Genomic DNA, 17,258 nt, shown 5'->3' with positions numbered 1-17,258 from the left:
TTTTTTTTCAATTCCACTGGTAGATTTTTGTAAGCTGTCCGTCACACATGCATATGACGAACAGAACCGAGATCCTTTTTCAGAAATTCCTGGATGGGACCTGTACACAACAGGAGTTCAACGAGCTGATGGACCTGCTGCAGAACAATCAGCAGGAAGAGTCAGTGCGTGCCATGCTGCAAAAAGTTTACAAACAGGTGGAGCAAACCCTCCCCTCGCATACCTGGGTGGATGCAACAGGCAGCCTGTTGCCCGAACAGCCGGTACAGACCGAGCCCGAGCCGAAACGCCTGGTGCGCAGTCCATTCCGGCTGGCCGCAGCAGCAGCCATCCTGCTGGTAGCATCACTGCTCACATGGGCATTGCTGAAACAAAGCGACAATGTGCAAACAACCCATCTGGCGCAGACTGTAACCAAATCCACTGAAAAGAAAGAACAGAAACATCTCGTGCTTTCCGATGGCACACAGGTCTGGCTCAATGCCGCCAGTGAGCTCACCTATCCTCCTTCTTTCGATGGCGCCACCCGCGTGGTATACCTCAAGGGAGAAGCCTACTTCGACGTGAAGCATGCAGAGAAAATCCCTTTCCTGATCTACACAGGCAATGTAGTTACCAAAGTATTGGGCACCGCTTTCAATATCCGCGCCTATCCTGATCAGCACGATGTACGCGTGGAAGTGAAACGTGGAAAAGTTCAGGTGAGCAAGGCCAACAAAGTGATGGCCACATTAACGCCCGGTCAGGCTGTGATGGTGCCTTCCGTTGCAAAGGAAGAGGCCGAACTGAAACAGGTGAAAGAAGATGAAGTAGCGGAATGGAAAGCAGGCAAACTGCATTACAGGGACCAGTCGCTCAAGGAGATCCTGCTCGACCTCGAGCGTCATTTCAGTACGAAGATCGAAGTGGAAGACGAAGCCCTGTTGAATGAGAGCCTGAGCAGCACCTGCGATAAAAACTCGGGACTGGAAAATGCTTTGGATAATATCTGTCTATCGCTTGGGGCAGCTTTTGAAAAGAAGAATGGCAAATACATTATAAAACAGAAATAAAAACTATTAAACCAAATCAACTGATGACCAAAACAAGGGATTGATCCCAAAAAGAAACCGCTACCGGTGGCACCCGATAACGGTGGATGTTTTATTAACCCCATTTCGAATTAACAAAACTTAGTAAAGCTATGCTTTTATTGGTTTCCGGCAAAGGCCGGGACAGGGTATTTGCCTTGTCCAAAATTAACTGCTTCAATTCCAAACTGCTTATGCGTGTAACCTTGCTATCGGTAGCGTTCCTGACCTGCCTGGTGACGTTGGCCGGCACCAGTTCAGGGCAAAATACCAGGGAGAAAGTGACTGTCCGTTTTTCGGATATGCCACTGAAAAAGGTATTGCGGGAACTGGAGAGAACCACGAAGTTGAATTTTACCTGGCGAAGTAATGATGTGGCCAATAGCCCCAACATCACTTATACAGCTACGAACGAATTCCTGTTCAGGGTGCTTGGAAATGTTCTGGAGCCCGCGGGGCTTTCATTTGTGCAGCGTGGAAACAATATCGTGCTCGTCCGCAGGCCGGCCACTCCATTCCTGCCCGTTGCCACCGAAGTGGACAATAAACTGGTGACCATTCTCTATCCCCTTTATGATACGGTGCCGGTTTACACTGTCAAAGGACGGATCACCAGTTCAGAAAAACTGAACGAGCCTGTTCCCAATGCCACAGTAACGGTAAAGGGCAGACGCATCAGCACCATGACCGACCCAGACGGATACTTCACCATCAAAATACCGAAAGGCGCAATTCTTCTCACTTTTACACAGGTTGGATATGAGCCCGTGGAAGCGCGTATCGATTTCGACGGTCAGATGTTCATTTCCATGAAACCCCGCGCACAAGCCATGACGGAAGTGATCACCACGGGGATCTATAAACGCCCGAAAGAAAGCTTCACCGGTGCAGCCACCACCATTACCGGTGACCAGATCAGGGCCATGAGCATGACCAATGCACTTTCTGCCATCAAAATATTCGATCCTTCTATCAGGATCCCGGACAATATCCAGTTCGGAAGTGACCCCAACCAACTGCCGAATATCAGTATCCGCGGCACCAATAACTTTTCACAATCATTGGGGAGCAATTCTTCTGTGCCTCAATCCGGCGCCGATTTCATGGCCAGCTATAGTTCCAATCCAAACCAACCGATCTTCATCCTGGACGGATTTGAAGTAAGCCTGCAGAAGATCTATGACCTGGACATCAACCGTATTGCCTCCTACACCATTCTGAAGGATGCGGCTGCAACCAGCATGTATGGTTCACGCGCATCCAATGGCGTTATCATCGTAGACACCAAACAACCTGCGCCTGGAAAGCTGCAGGCATCCTACAGCGGAAGCCTCAACATCACAGGACCAGACCTCTCCGTATACAATCTCCTGAATGCAAAAGAAAAACTGGAAGTGGAAAAGATAGCTGGTATCTACACTACCTATGAAGGACAAACAGGATCAGGCGCATACCTGGATGCATACTGGAGAAGACTGCTCTCCTACCGCGAATCACTGGTGGCAAAAGGAGTGAATACAGACTGGATGTCGCTCCCCCTCCGGAATGGTGTTGGCAGCAATCACTCGCTGAACCTCGGTGGCGGCGACCAGTACATGCGCTATCAGCTTAACGTCAATTACAAAAGCGATGCAGGTGTAATGAAAGGAAGCAGCCGTGATGTTTATTCCGGCGACATGACGCTTTCCTATCGTTACCGCGGTCTCAATTTCCGCAATGCTATGAGCCTCGGTTTTGGAAAAGCGAACAACTCCCCTTATGGAAATTTCAGTGACTACAGCAAACAGAATCCTTACTGGGCGCCATACGATGATGCCGGTAATCCCGTAAAGGTGCTGGAACAGTTTGAGGAAGGAACAGCTTATACCAATCCTCTGTTCAACTCAACGCTCAACGTGATAGACAAGAATGAATACAACAATATCAACAACAATACAGAAATAGAATGGAACGTGGGTAACGGTTTCAGGATCACCGGCAGTGTTGGCATCAGCAAACAAACGGAAGAATATGATGAGTTCCTGCCAGCACAGCATACCTCATTCGTAACCGAGAACAATCCGCTCAGGCGAGGATCTTATACCAAGAGCTACACTAAGTTTTTCAACCTGCAAACCCGTTTGAAATTCGACTACAGTAAACGGATAGGTCGTGGTCAGATTTTCAATACCGCACTTACTGAGATCAACCAGTCCACCAGGAATGGAATATCATATACAGTGATCGGTTTCCCGCATGAAAGACTGGACGATATCCTTTTCGGCAATGGTTATCCGGAGAATACAAAACCGATAGGTTACAAGGATATTTCCAGGAGGGTCTCTTTCGGAGAGAACTTCAGTTTCACCTGGGACCAGCGCTATGCAGTGGAAGGCAGCCTCCGTTTTGATGGAGCTTCGCAGTTCGGCAGCAACAACCGCTTTGCCGCTTTCTGGAGCCTTGGCGGTTCCTGGAACCTGCACAAGGAAGAATTCTTCACCGGGCTGCCACAAATAAATCAATTCAGGGTCCGCGGTTCTATCGGAACAACGGGTGATGACCGTTTCAATACCAACCAGGCCATCACTACCTATAATTATTTCACCAATACCAGCTTCCATGGAGTTCCCGGTACCAATCTCTCTACCTATGGCAACCCTGACCTCAGCTGGCAGCAGGCCGTGAAAAAGAATATCGGCATGGACCTCACCATGTTCAATGAAAGGTTGCAGGTGAATGGCGATTTCTACGTTACGAATACAGACAGGCTACTGCTGGACGTGAATACGCCACCTTCGGTTGGTGTTACCAGTTATAAAGAGAATATCGGCAGTCTGCAGAATATCGGGTACGAGTTCTCCGTGAAGTACAATATCATCCACAAAACAAAAGAGAGTTTCTACTGGACAATATTCCTGAACGGCAATTCCAACAAATCCAAGATCCTGAGCATCTCCAATTCGCTGAAGAAACTGAATGAACTGAACGACCGGAATCCAACATCGGGCAGCGAACAATTCAAACAGGTTCGTCCTCAGAACAAATATGTGGAAGGCTATAGCCCCGATGCTATCTGGGGTGTACGTTCACTCGGTATCGACCCCAGCACCGGCCGCGAAATGTTCCTGACAGCCGATAACAAACTGACCTATGTATGGGATGCCAGGGACAAAGTGATCATCGGAGATCCAAGCGGCGGCCTTTTTGGAAACTTCGGCAGCAGCGTCTCCTTTAAGAATATCACATTCAACATTGCCTGCAGCTTCCAGACAGATGTGCAGATCTATAACCAAACACTGGCTGATCGTGTTGAGAACCTGAACCTCACCTGGCAGGCAGACAAAAGGGTATTGAATGAACGCTGGAAAAATCCCGGAGACATTACCAAATACAAAGGCCTGCGCGATGAAAACGGCTATACCGTTACTACCAAAACCTATGTTACCAGCAGGTTCCTTCAAAAAAACAATTTCATCAATCTGAGTTCCATTTCCGCCAGCTATCAACTGCCGGACAATATCAGTAAAAAGGCAAAGCTCAAAACCACCAGGCTTTCACTCATCGCCAATAATATCACACGCTGGTCCAGTATTGAAATGGAACGCGGACTTGACTATCCTTTCGCGAGAGTGTTCACCTTCAACCTGGTTACCAATTTCTAAACCGGACAATTTTTTCAAAGCATGAAACTCAACAAAATCATATACACTGTTACTGCCCTGTCCCTGATGCTGATTACGGGATGTAACAAATGGCTGGACGTACAACCGGAAACCACCATCAGTGAACGTGACCAGTTTGCTACCGAATCCGGCTTCAAGGACGCCATGCTGGGCGTATACGTAAAACTCAGCGATGCCAGAACCTATGGCAGGAACCTCACTTTCGGCTTCATGGATGTGGTAGGCCAATGCTACAATATCAATACAGCGGATGCCAACTACGCACAGGCCGTCAAGTTGAATTTCCTCGATCCTTCTGCCAGGAAATACGTAGATAGTATCTGGCAGGATATGTATGCCAATATCGGAAACGTGAACCAGATCTTATCACACCTGGACTCAACCAATATTAAGTTCAGCGGCCGTTACAAAAATCAGCTGAAGGGTGAAGCCCTGGCTATGCGCGCCTTCCTGCATTTTGACCTGCTGAGGATGTTCGGTACATCGCCTGCATTAAATCCCGAGGCAAAGTCTATTCCCTACGTTACACTTTTTAAAGTGAAGGTCTTCCCTGCCCTTACCGTGAAAGAAGTGATGGAAAAATGTCTCGCCGACCTGGCAATTGCAGAAGGATTACTGGCGGAAGACAAATCGATTGTGAAGACCTATGACCTTGCCGATCCCTATAGATCATTCACACGCCATCACATGAATTTCTGGGCGGTGAAGGGATTGCAGGCGAGGATCCATCTGTACAAGGGAGATAAGCCCGCAGCGCTGACCGCCGCCAGAGAAGTGATCAGCAACCAGGCCACCCATTTCCCTTTCGTAACATTGCCCCAGGCGTCCACCACCTACAACAGGGACTATACTTACGCCAATGAACATCTGTTTGCCGTTTTTATCAATAACCTGAAGTCTTTGTCCGACGCTCATTTTCTTGGCAACATTCAAGGCGGTCCCGCCATTCTTCCGCTCACTGAAACGCACCTGAAAACCATGTATGAAACGGCTGCCGGCAACAGTACCGATATCCGTTACAACTATCTCTTCGGTGCCACCGGTTCAGCATGGGCTACCATGAAGTACAGCCAGTTCAATATCGTTTCCAACAACCCTGAAAGCGATTACCTGCGTACGCATATACCATTGATCAGGATCTCCGAAATATACTATATCGCTGCCGAAGCAGCGCCCACTCCTGAAGAAGGTACAGCTTATCTCAATGTGATCAGACAGGCGCGCGGCATCTCCCAGTTGCCATTGAACCAGACTGTGACTACGCTCGACAATGAGCTCAGGAAAGAGATCAAGAAAGAATGTTATGCCGAAGGCCAGAACTTCTATTATTTCAAAAGGAAGAACGCCGGCAAGATCACTACCATTGCCAACGGCAGCCTCACCGTGGTGCCTGCCAACTACCTGTTGCCTATTCCTGAAGTGGAAAAAGAATACGGAGATTATTAATTCCTAAAACCGAGTTATATGTTTTGCAGAAAACATTCATTATATATCATACTTCCGGTGCTGATACTGGCAGCATTCTCTTCCTGTAAGAAAAGTGAGCTCATTTCTTTTGAAGAGAAGCCCATGGTCTATTTTTATAAAAGGTTCGACGATCCCAAAAAAGACAGTGTTCTCTATTCCTTCGCCATCATGCAGGCGTCGCGAATGAAAGACACCATCAAAATACCAGTTCGCATTTCAGGGCTTTCAGTTGACAAGGACAGGAAAATAAATCTCAAACCTGTTGCTGACAGCACCAATGCGGTGGAAGGAACAGACTACTCCATCCTCTCCTCTACCATACGCGCAGGACATTATAACGATTCCATCGTATTGGTGGTAATGCGCAGTGCTGAAATGAAAACAAAAGACAAACGTTTGATGCTGGAGATCGTGCCTTCCGAAGATTTCGATCCAGGTCTTTATAACACACCATCCGCAGATGGAGTAGTGAAGCTTTCCGGAGGATCAGTTCGCATGCTGGTCAAGATCAACGATTTTCTCACCAAGCCTTCCAACTGGGATTCATGGCTGGTCTATTTCTTTGGAGATTACAGCCAGAGGAAATACCGGTTTATCATTGAGGTTACCGGCCGCGGGGATTTCCCTTCAGGCGGTGGCGCCGGCAGTTTGCCCTACGGCCAGTTTGTGGCCTACCAGCAACTCATGGTCCAGGCGCTGAATGAATATGAAGCCGAACATGGACACATGCTTGATGAGAACGGAGACATCGTGGAGTTCTGATCCTTTCACTACAGATTAAATCAAACAGTATGAAATCATTCTATTCCCTATGCATGGCCATCCTTACGCTGGCGCTGATGCAGGGTTGTATAAAAGATAAAGGCAATTATTCCTATAACGAAATCAATAAACTATCCATCCAGCGGACACTGCCAGACACATTCTATGTGATGGTGCAGGATACACTGAAAGTAGACCTGGAAGTGAGCCAGTCCTTGCCTGATACAGCAGGCCTCACCTACGACTGGGTTCTGTATCCCGGTAATACAGCTCCCTACCGCAGGCATGTTGGCAATAGCGCCAATCTCCGCGCCCTGATCAGTGACGCTCCTGCCACTTATGATCTGGACCTCTTCATCACTGATAAGAAAACAAACGTGACACTTTACAAGAAATTCTATGTAAATGTGATGAGCGCCTTCAACCAGGGCTGGCTGGTGATGAATGAAAAAGACGGGCATAATGATATATCGATGATCCTGCCCACCAACGATATCATACACAACATCTTTTCAAAAGCGAACAACAACCAGTTCCTTACACCGGGAAATGGCTCCATTACTGTATTCCAGAGAAAGACTGCACAGATGGTGTACCTGTTCACGCCTGGCAGCGGGTTACAGGCCAGCGTTACCAATTTCTCTATCGAAAGCAGGTTCAGGGACTGGTTCTTCATCCCTCCTGCTGAAGAAGCCCCTCTGGCTGTTTATACCAATGGCAGCGAGGAACATTTCCTCACCAAAACAAGGGCATACGGCGTTAACCTGATCACGCCCGCTCCATACAAATATGGTGTGGCTGCCGTTGGCAATTATTACCTGGCGCCCTACCAGATATCAGACCCATTGGGCTTCATTTTCTACGATACTATTGCACAAAGGTTCTGGTACCACTCTGGCAGCGATTTCTCATTGCAGACCGTGGCCGGCGCCAAATCCACAGATGTATGGAACCTCAACAATGTTGGGAAGCGATTGCTTTATGCAGGGATGAACACAGGGCAAACTTTTGTTTCTGTATTTGAAAGCAACGGAAAGGATTCCCTTTTCGTTTGCACTGGCCTTTCCGGTGGCACCAACAGCAAGGGAACAGCAGCTGATACCTTACCGGCAGGACTGCCGTTGCAGTCAGCCAGCAGGTACCTCAGTTCCCGCATGGTGCCGCATATCTATTTCGCATACAATAACCAGTTATACATCTGGGATATTCCCGGAAGACTTCAGCGCCTCGTATATACATTCCCGGCAGGTACGGAAATAAGAAGCCTCAAATGGTATGTGAATACCAGGAACTTTTCCGATCCCGATAACAACCGTGTGCTCATGGCTGCTACCAAAGAAGGGAATGAAGGGAAAGTATACCTGTTTGGTGTGGAAGCCACAGGAGACTTTACCGGAGGCACTTACAGGCAAACATTCGGCGGATTCGGATTGATCCATGATGTAACCTATAAACCCCAACCCTAACCCTGTTTACCAATGCCGGCTACCTGCACCCGCTTTCAGGTAGCCGGCTTTTCTCTCATTCAGAAAATGATCATCATTCATGAAAAAACATTTTTTCCTGCCTTTGCTGTTCCCCTTTGCGGCTGCAGCACAGCAGGCACCCGCTATTGTGCAGGGAGTTTACAATAAGACTAAAGCTGTTGCCGTATCCTTATACGAAGTAAAAGATGGAGAACGCGAGGAGTTCGCCAAAACCAAACTCAGCGCAGGCAATCATTTCGCCTTTCAATTGCCCGCAGCCAAAACAGGCTTCTATTATCTCGGCAATGATCCCCAGAGAGGTGGTTTTCGCATTTACCTGTCGCCCGGAGCAAAGCTCAACCTGCTGGTAACAGATTCCGGCTACCAGGTGAACAATGCTTCTGCAGAAAGTAAATTGCTGCTGGAATGGGAAACACTGCGCGCTCCCCTGCGCGCAATGAGCCGGGGAATGTTCAACGACAATCCCCAATACCGCCGCATGGCAGATACCGGCACTTATCGCAGTTTCTTCCCCATGCTCGAAGCAATGCTGCCCAAAGCCGAAGCATTCAAAAAGAAGATCAGCAGTCCGAACAAATCGTTCAATGAGCTGCTTCGCTTCACTGTTGATGCCGATATGCAATCGATGGCTGTGATGTTCCTCCTGCAACCCAGGACCATACATCCCCAAAAAACAGAATACCCCGCCTACTATCAAAATATCAGCAAGTCCGGTATCCTGAACACAACAAGGATCTACGCACTTGGAGAAGGACAGGATTTTATCAGCAGCTTCACTACCTTCAAAATGTTACAGGCCACTCAGATGCCTGAAAGAGAAAAAATATTCGACTTCACGCTGGAACAGGTTACCAACGATACCCTCAAAGGTGATTTGGTTGCCAGACGACTCGTTCGCGCCAATTCATTTGAAGAAGTGCTGACTAACGTTGACAAGTATGGGCAGTTCCTGAAAACAGAAAGACAATTGGCAATGAAAGAAGAAGCCATGGAAAAACTGGTGAAATACCAGAAGGGCGCACCTGGCTATAATTTCGATCTTGCTGACATCAACAACAAAAAAGTGAGCCTGAAATCACTCGCAGGAAAGATAGTGGTTGTAGATGTTTGGGCTACCTGGTGCGGTCCCTGCAAAGCCGAGATCCCTCATCTGAAAACGCTCACAGAAGAAATGAAAGGTAAAGATGTGGTGTTCGTCAGCATCAGCACAGACAAGGAAGCTGATAAGGAAAAATGGAAACAATTTGTTGCAGAAAAGGAACTGGACGGCGTTCAGCTCTATGATCCTTCCGGCAAATCAGTGATCAGCTATTACAAGATCCCTGGCATTCCCCGCTTCATGGTGTTCGACAAAGCCGGTAATATCGTGTCTGTGGATGCACCGCGCCCCAGCACACCCGATCTGAAAAAACTGATTGAACAATATTTGTGATCATCCCACTGCATCCGCTACATAGCAGATGCAGTTTTGGTTTCAGTAAGGGGCTTGCCTGTGAAGCAGTGCCGGACAGGCGGCCCCGATTTTTGATCAGCCCGTTATAGCTTTCTTATCAGCACCACGGGTAAAGGCAATTTGTTTTTCGGCCTTTCTCAACTCACCACCCTGCAATGTTATCGCTTCACAATTCTTTCCTTCCAGCTGCAGGAATACTTTCGCAGGATTCAGCAGGCGCGCAGCCGAAAGGAATATCTCTTTACAATCGATCAGCCTCAACACGGATTCTCCCTCTTTATCCGCCATCACCTGCAATCCGCTGATATAGGCATCCTGCACATTATCCATCACCACAGCTGGTCTGAGGTCCTTTTGCTGAAATTCGAAACGTACATTTTGTATGGTCAGTCCTTTCACATTCCTCGCATAAAGTCCGTAAGCCGGAGGGCCATAGGGTTCCGTTCCCCATACGCCAAAATACTCTGAAGCCACAGCAGGGATCTCTCTTTTGGCAGCCTGCGCAGCCGTTCCGCCGCCTGCATAACTGATATGTATGTCCGAGAACCGGATGTTCTCCAGGTATACATCATTCATCGCATTTAATGTGATGCAGCTATTGTCTTCGCCCGGGAATGGCTTTACCACGAACGGGATCTCAGGATGGTCTACCGGCCTGGTGACCACTGTTGCCTGTATATTGCTGAACTGGATATTCCTTACAAAAGATGGTTCAGAGGCCGGCGTATTATTATTGTTATTATTCCGTGACGTTCCGCTGAAACCGATGCCGATAGGACCTGTCACATTCCGCATGATGATATTGGAAAAGATGAAATTCTCCAGTTGTCCTCTTCCCGTACTGATCTTGACAGGGCAGCCATATGACTCCATGATCACGCAATTGGTGACGGTGATATTCTGGGATTTGCCGCCACCAAAGCGGAAGATGGACCAGCGCGTACTGAAAGTGCAATTGGTGACCGTCACAAACTGGTTGCTGCCGAAAAGTGCGCAGGCATCGTCCTGGCAGGCAATATCGCAGTTGGAGATATGTACATAGGAAGAGTCGTTGAAATGGAAACCGTCGTTATTGCGGTTTACCCGGTTATGGATGCGTACACCATGGATCTGTACGTTGCTGCAATGTAAAATGCGGAAGCAATGATAAGCGCTGTTGGTGAGAAAGGCATCGCGCACCAGCACATGTTTGCATTTGTAGAGGATCAGTAAATGCGGGCGGTCCATATTACCGGGTGTTCCACCAGGACCGGTGCCATCTCCCCTTCCATTGTTGAAAGCTGCGCCACTGCCATCGATGGCGCCCTGCCCTTCTACGCTGATCCTTTCCGCATTGGCGGCAAAGAGCAATACCATATTCCCGTTACCCGGAGGGATTCCTTCGCCCGCTTTGTAATCGCTTTTCAATGTACTTCCCAGCAATCTGGCTTTGGGAGCCAGGTGCAGGGTCACAAAAGATCTCAATTGCACCGTACCGATCATGAAATCTCCTGCCGGCACCAGCACGATGCCGCCGTTTTGCTGATGGCATGCATCGATGGCGGCCTGCAAGGCAGCGCTGTCGTTTGTTGTGCCGTCTCCTTTGGCGCCATAGTCACGCACATTGTAAACCGGAAATGCAGTGGGGGGAAGATGAGATGCAGCCTGCGTTTTCGGCGGGTATTCATTGGCAACGGCATATGTGCTGATGGCAGAAAGCCCTGCCAGAGACAATGCAGGAACTGTGATCTTTCCCAGCAATTGCCGGCGTGTGATCGGGTCAGGATTTTCGTTTTTCATGATTCCAGGTTTTCATAAATCTACATGAATTCATTCCCCTGATGCTGGCATTCCAATAAGTTATTTTGGCAAAGCGGCCGGAGGTGGATATTTTTAATGTTCTTACACCCGGACGGATGACAGAAACCACAGTTTGTATTATCGGCGCAGGCCCTGCCGGGGCTGCAGCAGCATTGCAATTGGCACAATACGGCATTCACTCTGTGATAGTGGACAAGGCATTTTTCCCGCGCGACAAAGTCTGTGGCGATGGCCTCAGTGGTAAAGTGATCACTGCACTTACCCGCATCGATCCTTCCATTGCAGAAAGATTGCAACAGTATACAGACAAGATCAATAGCTGGGGCGTAACATTCGTTTCTCCGGGTGGTGTAAGCATGGACGTTCCTTACAAGCCCCAATACAACACAGAGGAAGATGCGCCCATCGGTTTCGTTTGCAAGCGCATCAGCTTCGATCAGTTCCTGGTGGATGAGATCAAAAGAAGGCCCGAGATCAGTTTCATTGAAGGTGTATCCATAGATCAGTATAAACTGGAAGATGATGGCTACCTGCTCTCCGAAGCCGGAGGCTCATTGCATATCAAGGCGAAACTGGTGATTGTGGCCAATGGAGCGCATTCATCCTTCACCAGGCATGTGGCCAATTTTACTATCGAGCCTGCACATCATGCCGCAGGTGTGAGAGCGTATTACAGGAATGTAACGGGCATGCACAAGGATAATTTCATCGAGCTTCATTTCCTTAAACCCTTATTGCCCGGCTATCTCTGGATATTCCCGCTGCCCAATGGAGAGGCCAATGTAGGGCTGGATATGATCAGCAGCGCAGTGAAAAAGAAGAAAGTGAACCTCAAACAATTATTGCAGACCACTATACAGGAAGATCCTGTTCTGAAGGAGCGATTCAGGGATGCCAGCGCTATCAGCCCAATTGAAGGATATGGATTACCGTTAGGCAGCAAGCGCCGTCCCCTCGCGGGGGAGCGATACCTGCTCACCGGAGATGCTGCTTACCTGATAGATCCGTTCACAGGTGAAGGCATCGGCAATGCATTGTATACAGGCAGGATCGCAGCAGAACATGCCAGGGATGCCATTCAGGCAAATGATTTTTCCGCTGATGCCCTGGCTTCCTACACTGATCATGTGTATCGTGTGCTGGGCGCGGAATTGAGCCTGAGCCATCGTTTGCAAAAACTGGTAAGATACCGTTGGCTGTTCAATTTCCTGATGAAAATGGCCACTAAGAACAGGCAGTTGAGGGACCTGGTTTCCTGCATGTTCTATGAAGTGGATGTGAGAAAAAAACTGGCCAGTCCTGTTTTCTATCTGAAACTGCTTTTCAATCGGTAGTATTATTTCCGTTTTCTTTTTTTATCCTTTTGCGGCTTGCTTTTCAGGAATTCAGAACTGCAGGGCTGCCAGTCCCGGTCTCTTGCAGATATATGCACAATATCTCCTTCGGGAATAGAAGGATCGAAGTGATTCCGGAACCAGTTCGCCTTGAAACCATAAGCGTGATCCAGGATCTTCCGTATCTCGAATTCGTACAACTCAATTCCACCGCTTGTATCTTCGTGCATCAGGGCTTCTTTCCTTTCCATATCCAGAAGTCCAAGCGTATGGCCGATTTCATGGGCAATCACCTTTACACTGTCCTTGTAGTGTAATTTCACCCTCGTAAATGATGCTTTGCAGGTGAGGCCTGCCGAAATACCAGGATTTTTTACCCTGCAGCCATCCACATCATTTTCGATGGTATCCACCAGGAGAAATGTATTGAGAATAACAGCTCCGGGGATCTTGTTTCGTCCCAATGAGTCATTGAGCTTTTGAGTGCTCAAAGGGTCATTGCAGGTTTCAATTTTCAATTCAAATCTTATTGGCAGGTATTCATCAGTCAGTTTACCTGTACTGTCCATTTCCAATAATATGAATTGACCGCTCAGGTTATTCCAGAAATCGATTCCGAGTTTTGCGGCCTTGAGGTCATCGGGTTTACCTTCGGTTACATAATAATTCGATCTGATTACAATTTCCCGTTTACCATTCTGGTCAGTAACCAGGTAGGCTCCGAAATCTTCCGGTGATAAATCATTGCGTGAGGGTTGGCTGCTGCATAATACACACAGCAATGCAACAAGGATAAAAGGTTTCATTCCTTAGGTTAAGGTTAATGTGAAATGATCAGTTGCATGATGGGCAGCTATGCATCACCGGTAATGCATGGGAATTCCTGTTGCATTTGCAGCAGCAAAAGCAGGAGGCAACGCATGCAGGTTGCAGCAATACAAGGCCGTTCGGGACTTTAACCCGTGTTACGCAGAGGGATTTGAATGGATGCAGTAAACAGAGATGCAGCCAGCGCTCTATACGGGAGCACTGCTTCTCCAAGCGCCTTCAGATGGTAATATGAGGATCCATGAGGTTCCCCGGATGCAAGGGGGATTGCTCCATCAGAAAGCAAGCACTGTAAGTTTTATGAGGTAATTTTTCCGGCTCTCAGCCTGGCCGGATAGTAGTGTAGGCTGTCGCTTGAATAAATATACGCAAAAAATGGAAAAGTAGAAATGTAAAAAAGAGGACCCTTGCGGGCCCTCTTTTACTTATCAAAAGTCAATTCGATTATTCTTTTACCAGCTTCTTCGTAAAGGTCTTTCCATCTATATCCATGCGAAGGATATACACGCCATGTGCATTCGCTTCCGGACTGAACATTACTTTGTGACTACCTGCACTCAATACTTTGTTCACCAGCACCGCTACCCTCCTTCCGGTGATATCGTACACCGTCAGATTGGTTTGCGAGGCTTTATCGAGATGGAATGTGATAGTGCTGTTGCCGCGGAACGGATTCGGGAATACAGCAAATCTCAAGCGCTCTGCTGCCGGCGCATCCAGTTCAACAGTAAGCGGACGATCCGCCACTGCCTGCTGGCCGGTGCTCGTTTGCACTACCAGTTGCGGCGGATTACTGCCGAACTCTTTGGAATTCCAGAACACGCGGGGATCGTGAGCTGTAAGGCTTTTCATCGCAAAGCTGACTTTATTGCGAGACGCAGCCAGTTCGCTCTGCACATAACCGGTAACATCAAACGTAATATACGCATAGGCTGAATTGGTAACCGTATTTGTATCCAGCCCTGCACCAGAAACCGGCTTATTGTCCCAGGTGAGCGCGGATTCACTCCAGGTTGTGCTGGCCACGGCATACACGCCAATGGGCACACTGGGCACAGTAGTGAGATCGATCTTTCCATATACACGAAGTGTGGCCGAGCTGACATTTCCATTAACGGAAGAAAGATCGAAACGCAGATAAGATTCCCTTGCATTGTTGAGCTGCCCTGAAGGTGAGAGTTTCGTGATCAGTAATGTTGGATCGGTTGTACCATGCGTGATGGCTGCGTTTGTGCCATCCCGTACGTAAGCATCTGCTTCAGGTATGAGTGTGAATGAACCACCACTGCCTGAACCTGTCTGTATCTTCACTTCGGTATAACTGTTCCAGAGATTCACGCTGTTACCATGACCAACAATTCGAACGTATTTGCCACTCAAAGGTGTAAAGCTGAATGTTTCCAGCGCCGTGCTGGTTCCACTGCTTACACGGTCGGAGGCAGCGGTAGTCCAGGTATTTCCATCATTACCCACCAGCACATCAAAAGTGGAAGCACGAACATTGCCATTGTAGAAGGCGATCTGCACGCCTGTTACTGAAACAGGATCAGTACCCAGACAGAACTGGATCCATTGTCCATCACCACTGGCAGACCAGCGTGTATTGAGATCATTGTCCAGCACATTGGCAGGCACATTACCATCATCGGCACTGGCCGTAACCGGCGAACAGGATGGAGGCGCAGCCACACTGATATTCACGGCTGCAGAAGTAGTGGTGGCATTACTGTTATCAGTTGCTTTTGCTGTGAGCAGATAATTTCCTGCTGATACATTATTCCATGTATATGAATAGGGAGATGAACTGGCTTCGCCCAGCTTAGTAGCTCCATTGAAAAATTCCACTTTGGTAACAGTACCATCTGCATCAGCAGCATTTGCATTGATCACAACCGATGCCGGCGCAGTAAAGCTGGCATTATTGGCGGGCGAGGTAATACTCACTGTTGGAGCAATATTCCCCTGTTGTTGCTGCACTTTCACTTCCGTGTAGCTGTTCCAGGCATTCACGGTATTGCCATGCCCCAGGATGCGTATCCATTTTGCCTGCACAGGAGTAAAGTTGAATGTTTCCAGTGCAGTGCCGGCGCCACTGCTTTGTCTTCCAACGGAGGCATTGAGCCAGCTGCTGCCATCGAGACTGTATTGTACATCGAATAACGACGCACGTACGTTACCGTTATAGAATGCGATCTGCACACCAGACACGCCCACTGTGTCGCCCAGGCAGAAGGAGATCCACTGACCATCGCCACTGGCAGACCATCTTGTATTCAGATCATTGTCCAGCACATTGGCCGGCACATTGCCGTCATCGCCACTGGCAGCTACAGGCAGACAAGGGGGATTGGGATTACTGCCACCCGGGAAATCATCGGCCGGAGATTTGATACGCTCGCGAACCCAGGCGCCGGCAGGTTTGAGGCGGGCAACTGTCCACGGCCCATTCGAGCAGGTGCCGGAAGTCCACACCGCTCCGCTGCGGCTATCATCAGAATAATTCCAGTTACACCAGCTGATCTTTTTTGTCCGCATCAGATCGAGATACTGCTGACTCCTGATAAAATTGTTTCCGCCATCACCCGATGCTTCCTGTGTTCCGAACTCCGTTACAAATACCGGCATCCTGTCTGCAGCCCAGCTCAATTCATTCAGGTAACTGGTGCCATGACTGGCTGCATAAAAGTGAAAGGTGTACATGATATTGGAATGGTTCACCGGATTATTGAGGATGTCCTGCGCCGAGCCGCCGGATGAAACACCAAAAGAAGCCCAGCCATGAGTACCGATCAGGATGGGCGCATCTACATCGATGGCGCGGATCACAGGGATCAGTTCATTGGCATAATTCCTGATAGCAGACCAGCTCACGTTATTGGGCTCGTTACAGATATCATACAGGATATTGTTCTTGTTCTTATGTGCATTGGCAATGGCAGTGAAGAAAGTCTTTGCCTTGGCAAGATTGGCATTGGGGTCACCGGGTGTAAGCTGGTGCCAGTCTACCAGTGCATACATGCCACGGGCCGTCACCTTATCGATGATGGTGCTCACCATCTGTGTAAAGCCGGCAGGATCGGTATCATAGCCGCCTTCCTGTACATAGAGCGAGATACGGAGGATATCCGCCTCCCAATCATTGGCCAGCGCATCCAGCGATGCATCGGTGATACAATCGCCTAGCCCGTACCATTGCAGACCATGCGTGCTCATACCACGCAACTGAATGGGATTGCCATACTGGTTACAAAGTTTCAACCCGATCACCTGTAATTGTCCATTCTGTTGCACGGGCGTTTGCGCCTTTGCGTTATGGAAGCCTGCCAGGAGCAGCATAACGCAACCATAGAAAAACAGTGTAAACTTTTTCATGAGGATGTGTATTGAAGGTTTAA

10 protein-coding genes are annotated in these 17,258 nt (G+C 48.5%); 7 read left to right on the top strand and 3 right to left on the bottom strand.

The annotated features are described in order from the left end of the window. Nucleotides 1–53 precede the first annotated feature (53 nt). The 6 genes from FSB84_RS20535 (at nt 54) to FSB84_RS20510 (ending at nt 9,880) form a co-directional block, all read left to right on the top strand. Nucleotides 54–1,052: a FecR family protein gene (locus FSB84_RS20535; RefSeq protein WP_158644029.1), complete on the top strand. Its 999-nt coding sequence runs from the start codon at nt 54–56 to the stop codon at nt 1,050–1,052. 212 nt (nt 1,053–1,264) lie between these two features. After that, a complete protein-coding gene (locus FSB84_RS20530; protein ID WP_158644028.1) occupies nt 1,265–4,711 on the top strand; it encodes a SusC/RagA family TonB-linked outer membrane protein in 3,447 nt (1,148 codons plus the stop codon). Nucleotides 4,712–4,732: 21 nt separating this feature from the next. Beyond that, a complete protein-coding gene (locus tag FSB84_RS20525; protein WP_130539751.1) occupies nt 4,733–6,178 on the top strand; it encodes a RagB/SusD family nutrient uptake outer membrane protein in 1,446 nt (481 codons plus the stop codon). Nucleotides 6,179–6,196: 18 nt separating this feature from the next. Beyond that, nucleotides 6,197–6,961 (top strand): DUF4843 domain-containing protein, encoded by a 765-nt coding sequence (locus FSB84_RS20520; protein WP_130539750.1) that lies wholly within the window; start codon nt 6,197–6,199, stop codon nt 6,959–6,961. Between the two features lie 29 nt (nt 6,962–6,990). Then, nucleotides 6,991–8,427, top strand: coding sequence for a PKD-like family lipoprotein (locus tag FSB84_RS20515; protein WP_130539749.1), 1,437 nt, complete (start codon nt 6,991–6,993; stop codon nt 8,425–8,427). Nucleotides 8,428–8,506: 79 nt separating this feature from the next. Then, entirely contained in the window at nt 8,507–9,880 is a 1,374-nt protein-coding gene (locus tag FSB84_RS20510; RefSeq protein WP_130539748.1) for a TlpA family protein disulfide reductase, read from the top strand. 96 nt (nt 9,881–9,976) lie between these two features. Here the strand turns inward: FSB84_RS20510 and FSB84_RS20505 are convergent, their stop codons facing one another. Further along, a complete protein-coding gene (locus FSB84_RS20505) occupies nt 9,977–11,680 on the bottom strand; it encodes a glycoside hydrolase family 28 protein (RefSeq protein ID WP_130539747.1) in 1,704 nt (567 codons plus the stop codon). A gap of 116 nt (nt 11,681–11,796) precedes the next feature. On the opposite strand from FSB84_RS20505, the gene FSB84_RS20500 reads away from it, so the two are divergent. Beyond that, nucleotides 11,797–13,035, top strand: a complete 1,239-nt coding sequence (locus FSB84_RS20500; protein WP_130539746.1) for an NAD(P)/FAD-dependent oxidoreductase — start codon at nt 11,797–11,799, stop codon at nt 13,033–13,035. 2 nt (nt 13,036–13,037) lie between these two features. Here FSB84_RS20500 and FSB84_RS20495 read toward each other — a convergent pair whose 3' ends face one another. Then, the gene (locus tag FSB84_RS20495) at nt 13,038–13,841 is read right to left on the bottom strand and encodes a hypothetical protein (protein ID WP_130539745.1); all 804 of its coding nucleotides are present in this window, start codon (nt 13,839–13,841) and stop codon (nt 13,038–13,040) included. A 466-nt stretch (nt 13,842–14,307) separates the two neighbouring features. Further along, nucleotides 14,308–17,235, bottom strand: coding sequence for a cellulase family glycosylhydrolase (locus FSB84_RS20490; RefSeq protein WP_130539744.1), 2,928 nt, complete (start codon nt 17,233–17,235; stop codon nt 14,308–14,310). Nucleotides 17,236–17,258 lie beyond the last annotated feature (23 nt).

This window comes from Pseudobacter ginsenosidimutans (assembly GCF_007970185.1).
Classification (GTDB): domain Bacteria; phylum Bacteroidota; class Bacteroidia; order Chitinophagales; family Chitinophagaceae; genus Pseudobacter; species Pseudobacter ginsenosidimutans.
The sequence above is the reverse complement of the archived record's forward strand: the minus strand, read 5'-3'. Positions and strand labels throughout refer to the sequence as shown.

Coding starts and splice junctions, on each gene's coding strand:
- FSB84_RS20535 (WP_158644029.1), top strand. CDS start 54: ATGACGAACAGAACCGAGATCCTTTTTCAGAAATTCCTGGATGGGACC.
- FSB84_RS20530 (WP_158644028.1), top strand. CDS start 1,265: ATGCGTGTAACCTTGCTATCGGTAGCGTTCCTGACCTGCCTGGTGACG.
- FSB84_RS20525 (WP_130539751.1), top strand. CDS start 4,733: ATGAAACTCAACAAAATCATATACACTGTTACTGCCCTGTCCCTGATG.
- FSB84_RS20520 (WP_130539750.1), top strand. CDS start 6,197: ATGTTTTGCAGAAAACATTCATTATATATCATACTTCCGGTGCTGATA.
- FSB84_RS20515 (WP_130539749.1), top strand. CDS start 6,991: ATGAAATCATTCTATTCCCTATGCATGGCCATCCTTACGCTGGCGCTG.
- FSB84_RS20510 (WP_130539748.1), top strand. CDS start 8,507: ATGAAAAAACATTTTTTCCTGCCTTTGCTGTTCCCCTTTGCGGCTGCA.
- FSB84_RS20505 (WP_130539747.1), bottom strand. CDS start 11,680: ATGAAAAACGAAAATCCTGACCCGATCACACGCCGGCAATTGCTGGGA.
- FSB84_RS20500 (WP_130539746.1), top strand. CDS start 11,797: ATGACAGAAACCACAGTTTGTATTATCGGCGCAGGCCCTGCCGGGGCT.
- FSB84_RS20495 (WP_130539745.1), bottom strand. CDS start 13,841: ATGAAACCTTTTATCCTTGTTGCATTGCTGTGTGTATTATGCAGCAGC.
- FSB84_RS20490 (WP_130539744.1), bottom strand. CDS start 17,235: ATGAAAAAGTTTACACTGTTTTTCTATGGTTGCGTTATGCTGCTCCTG.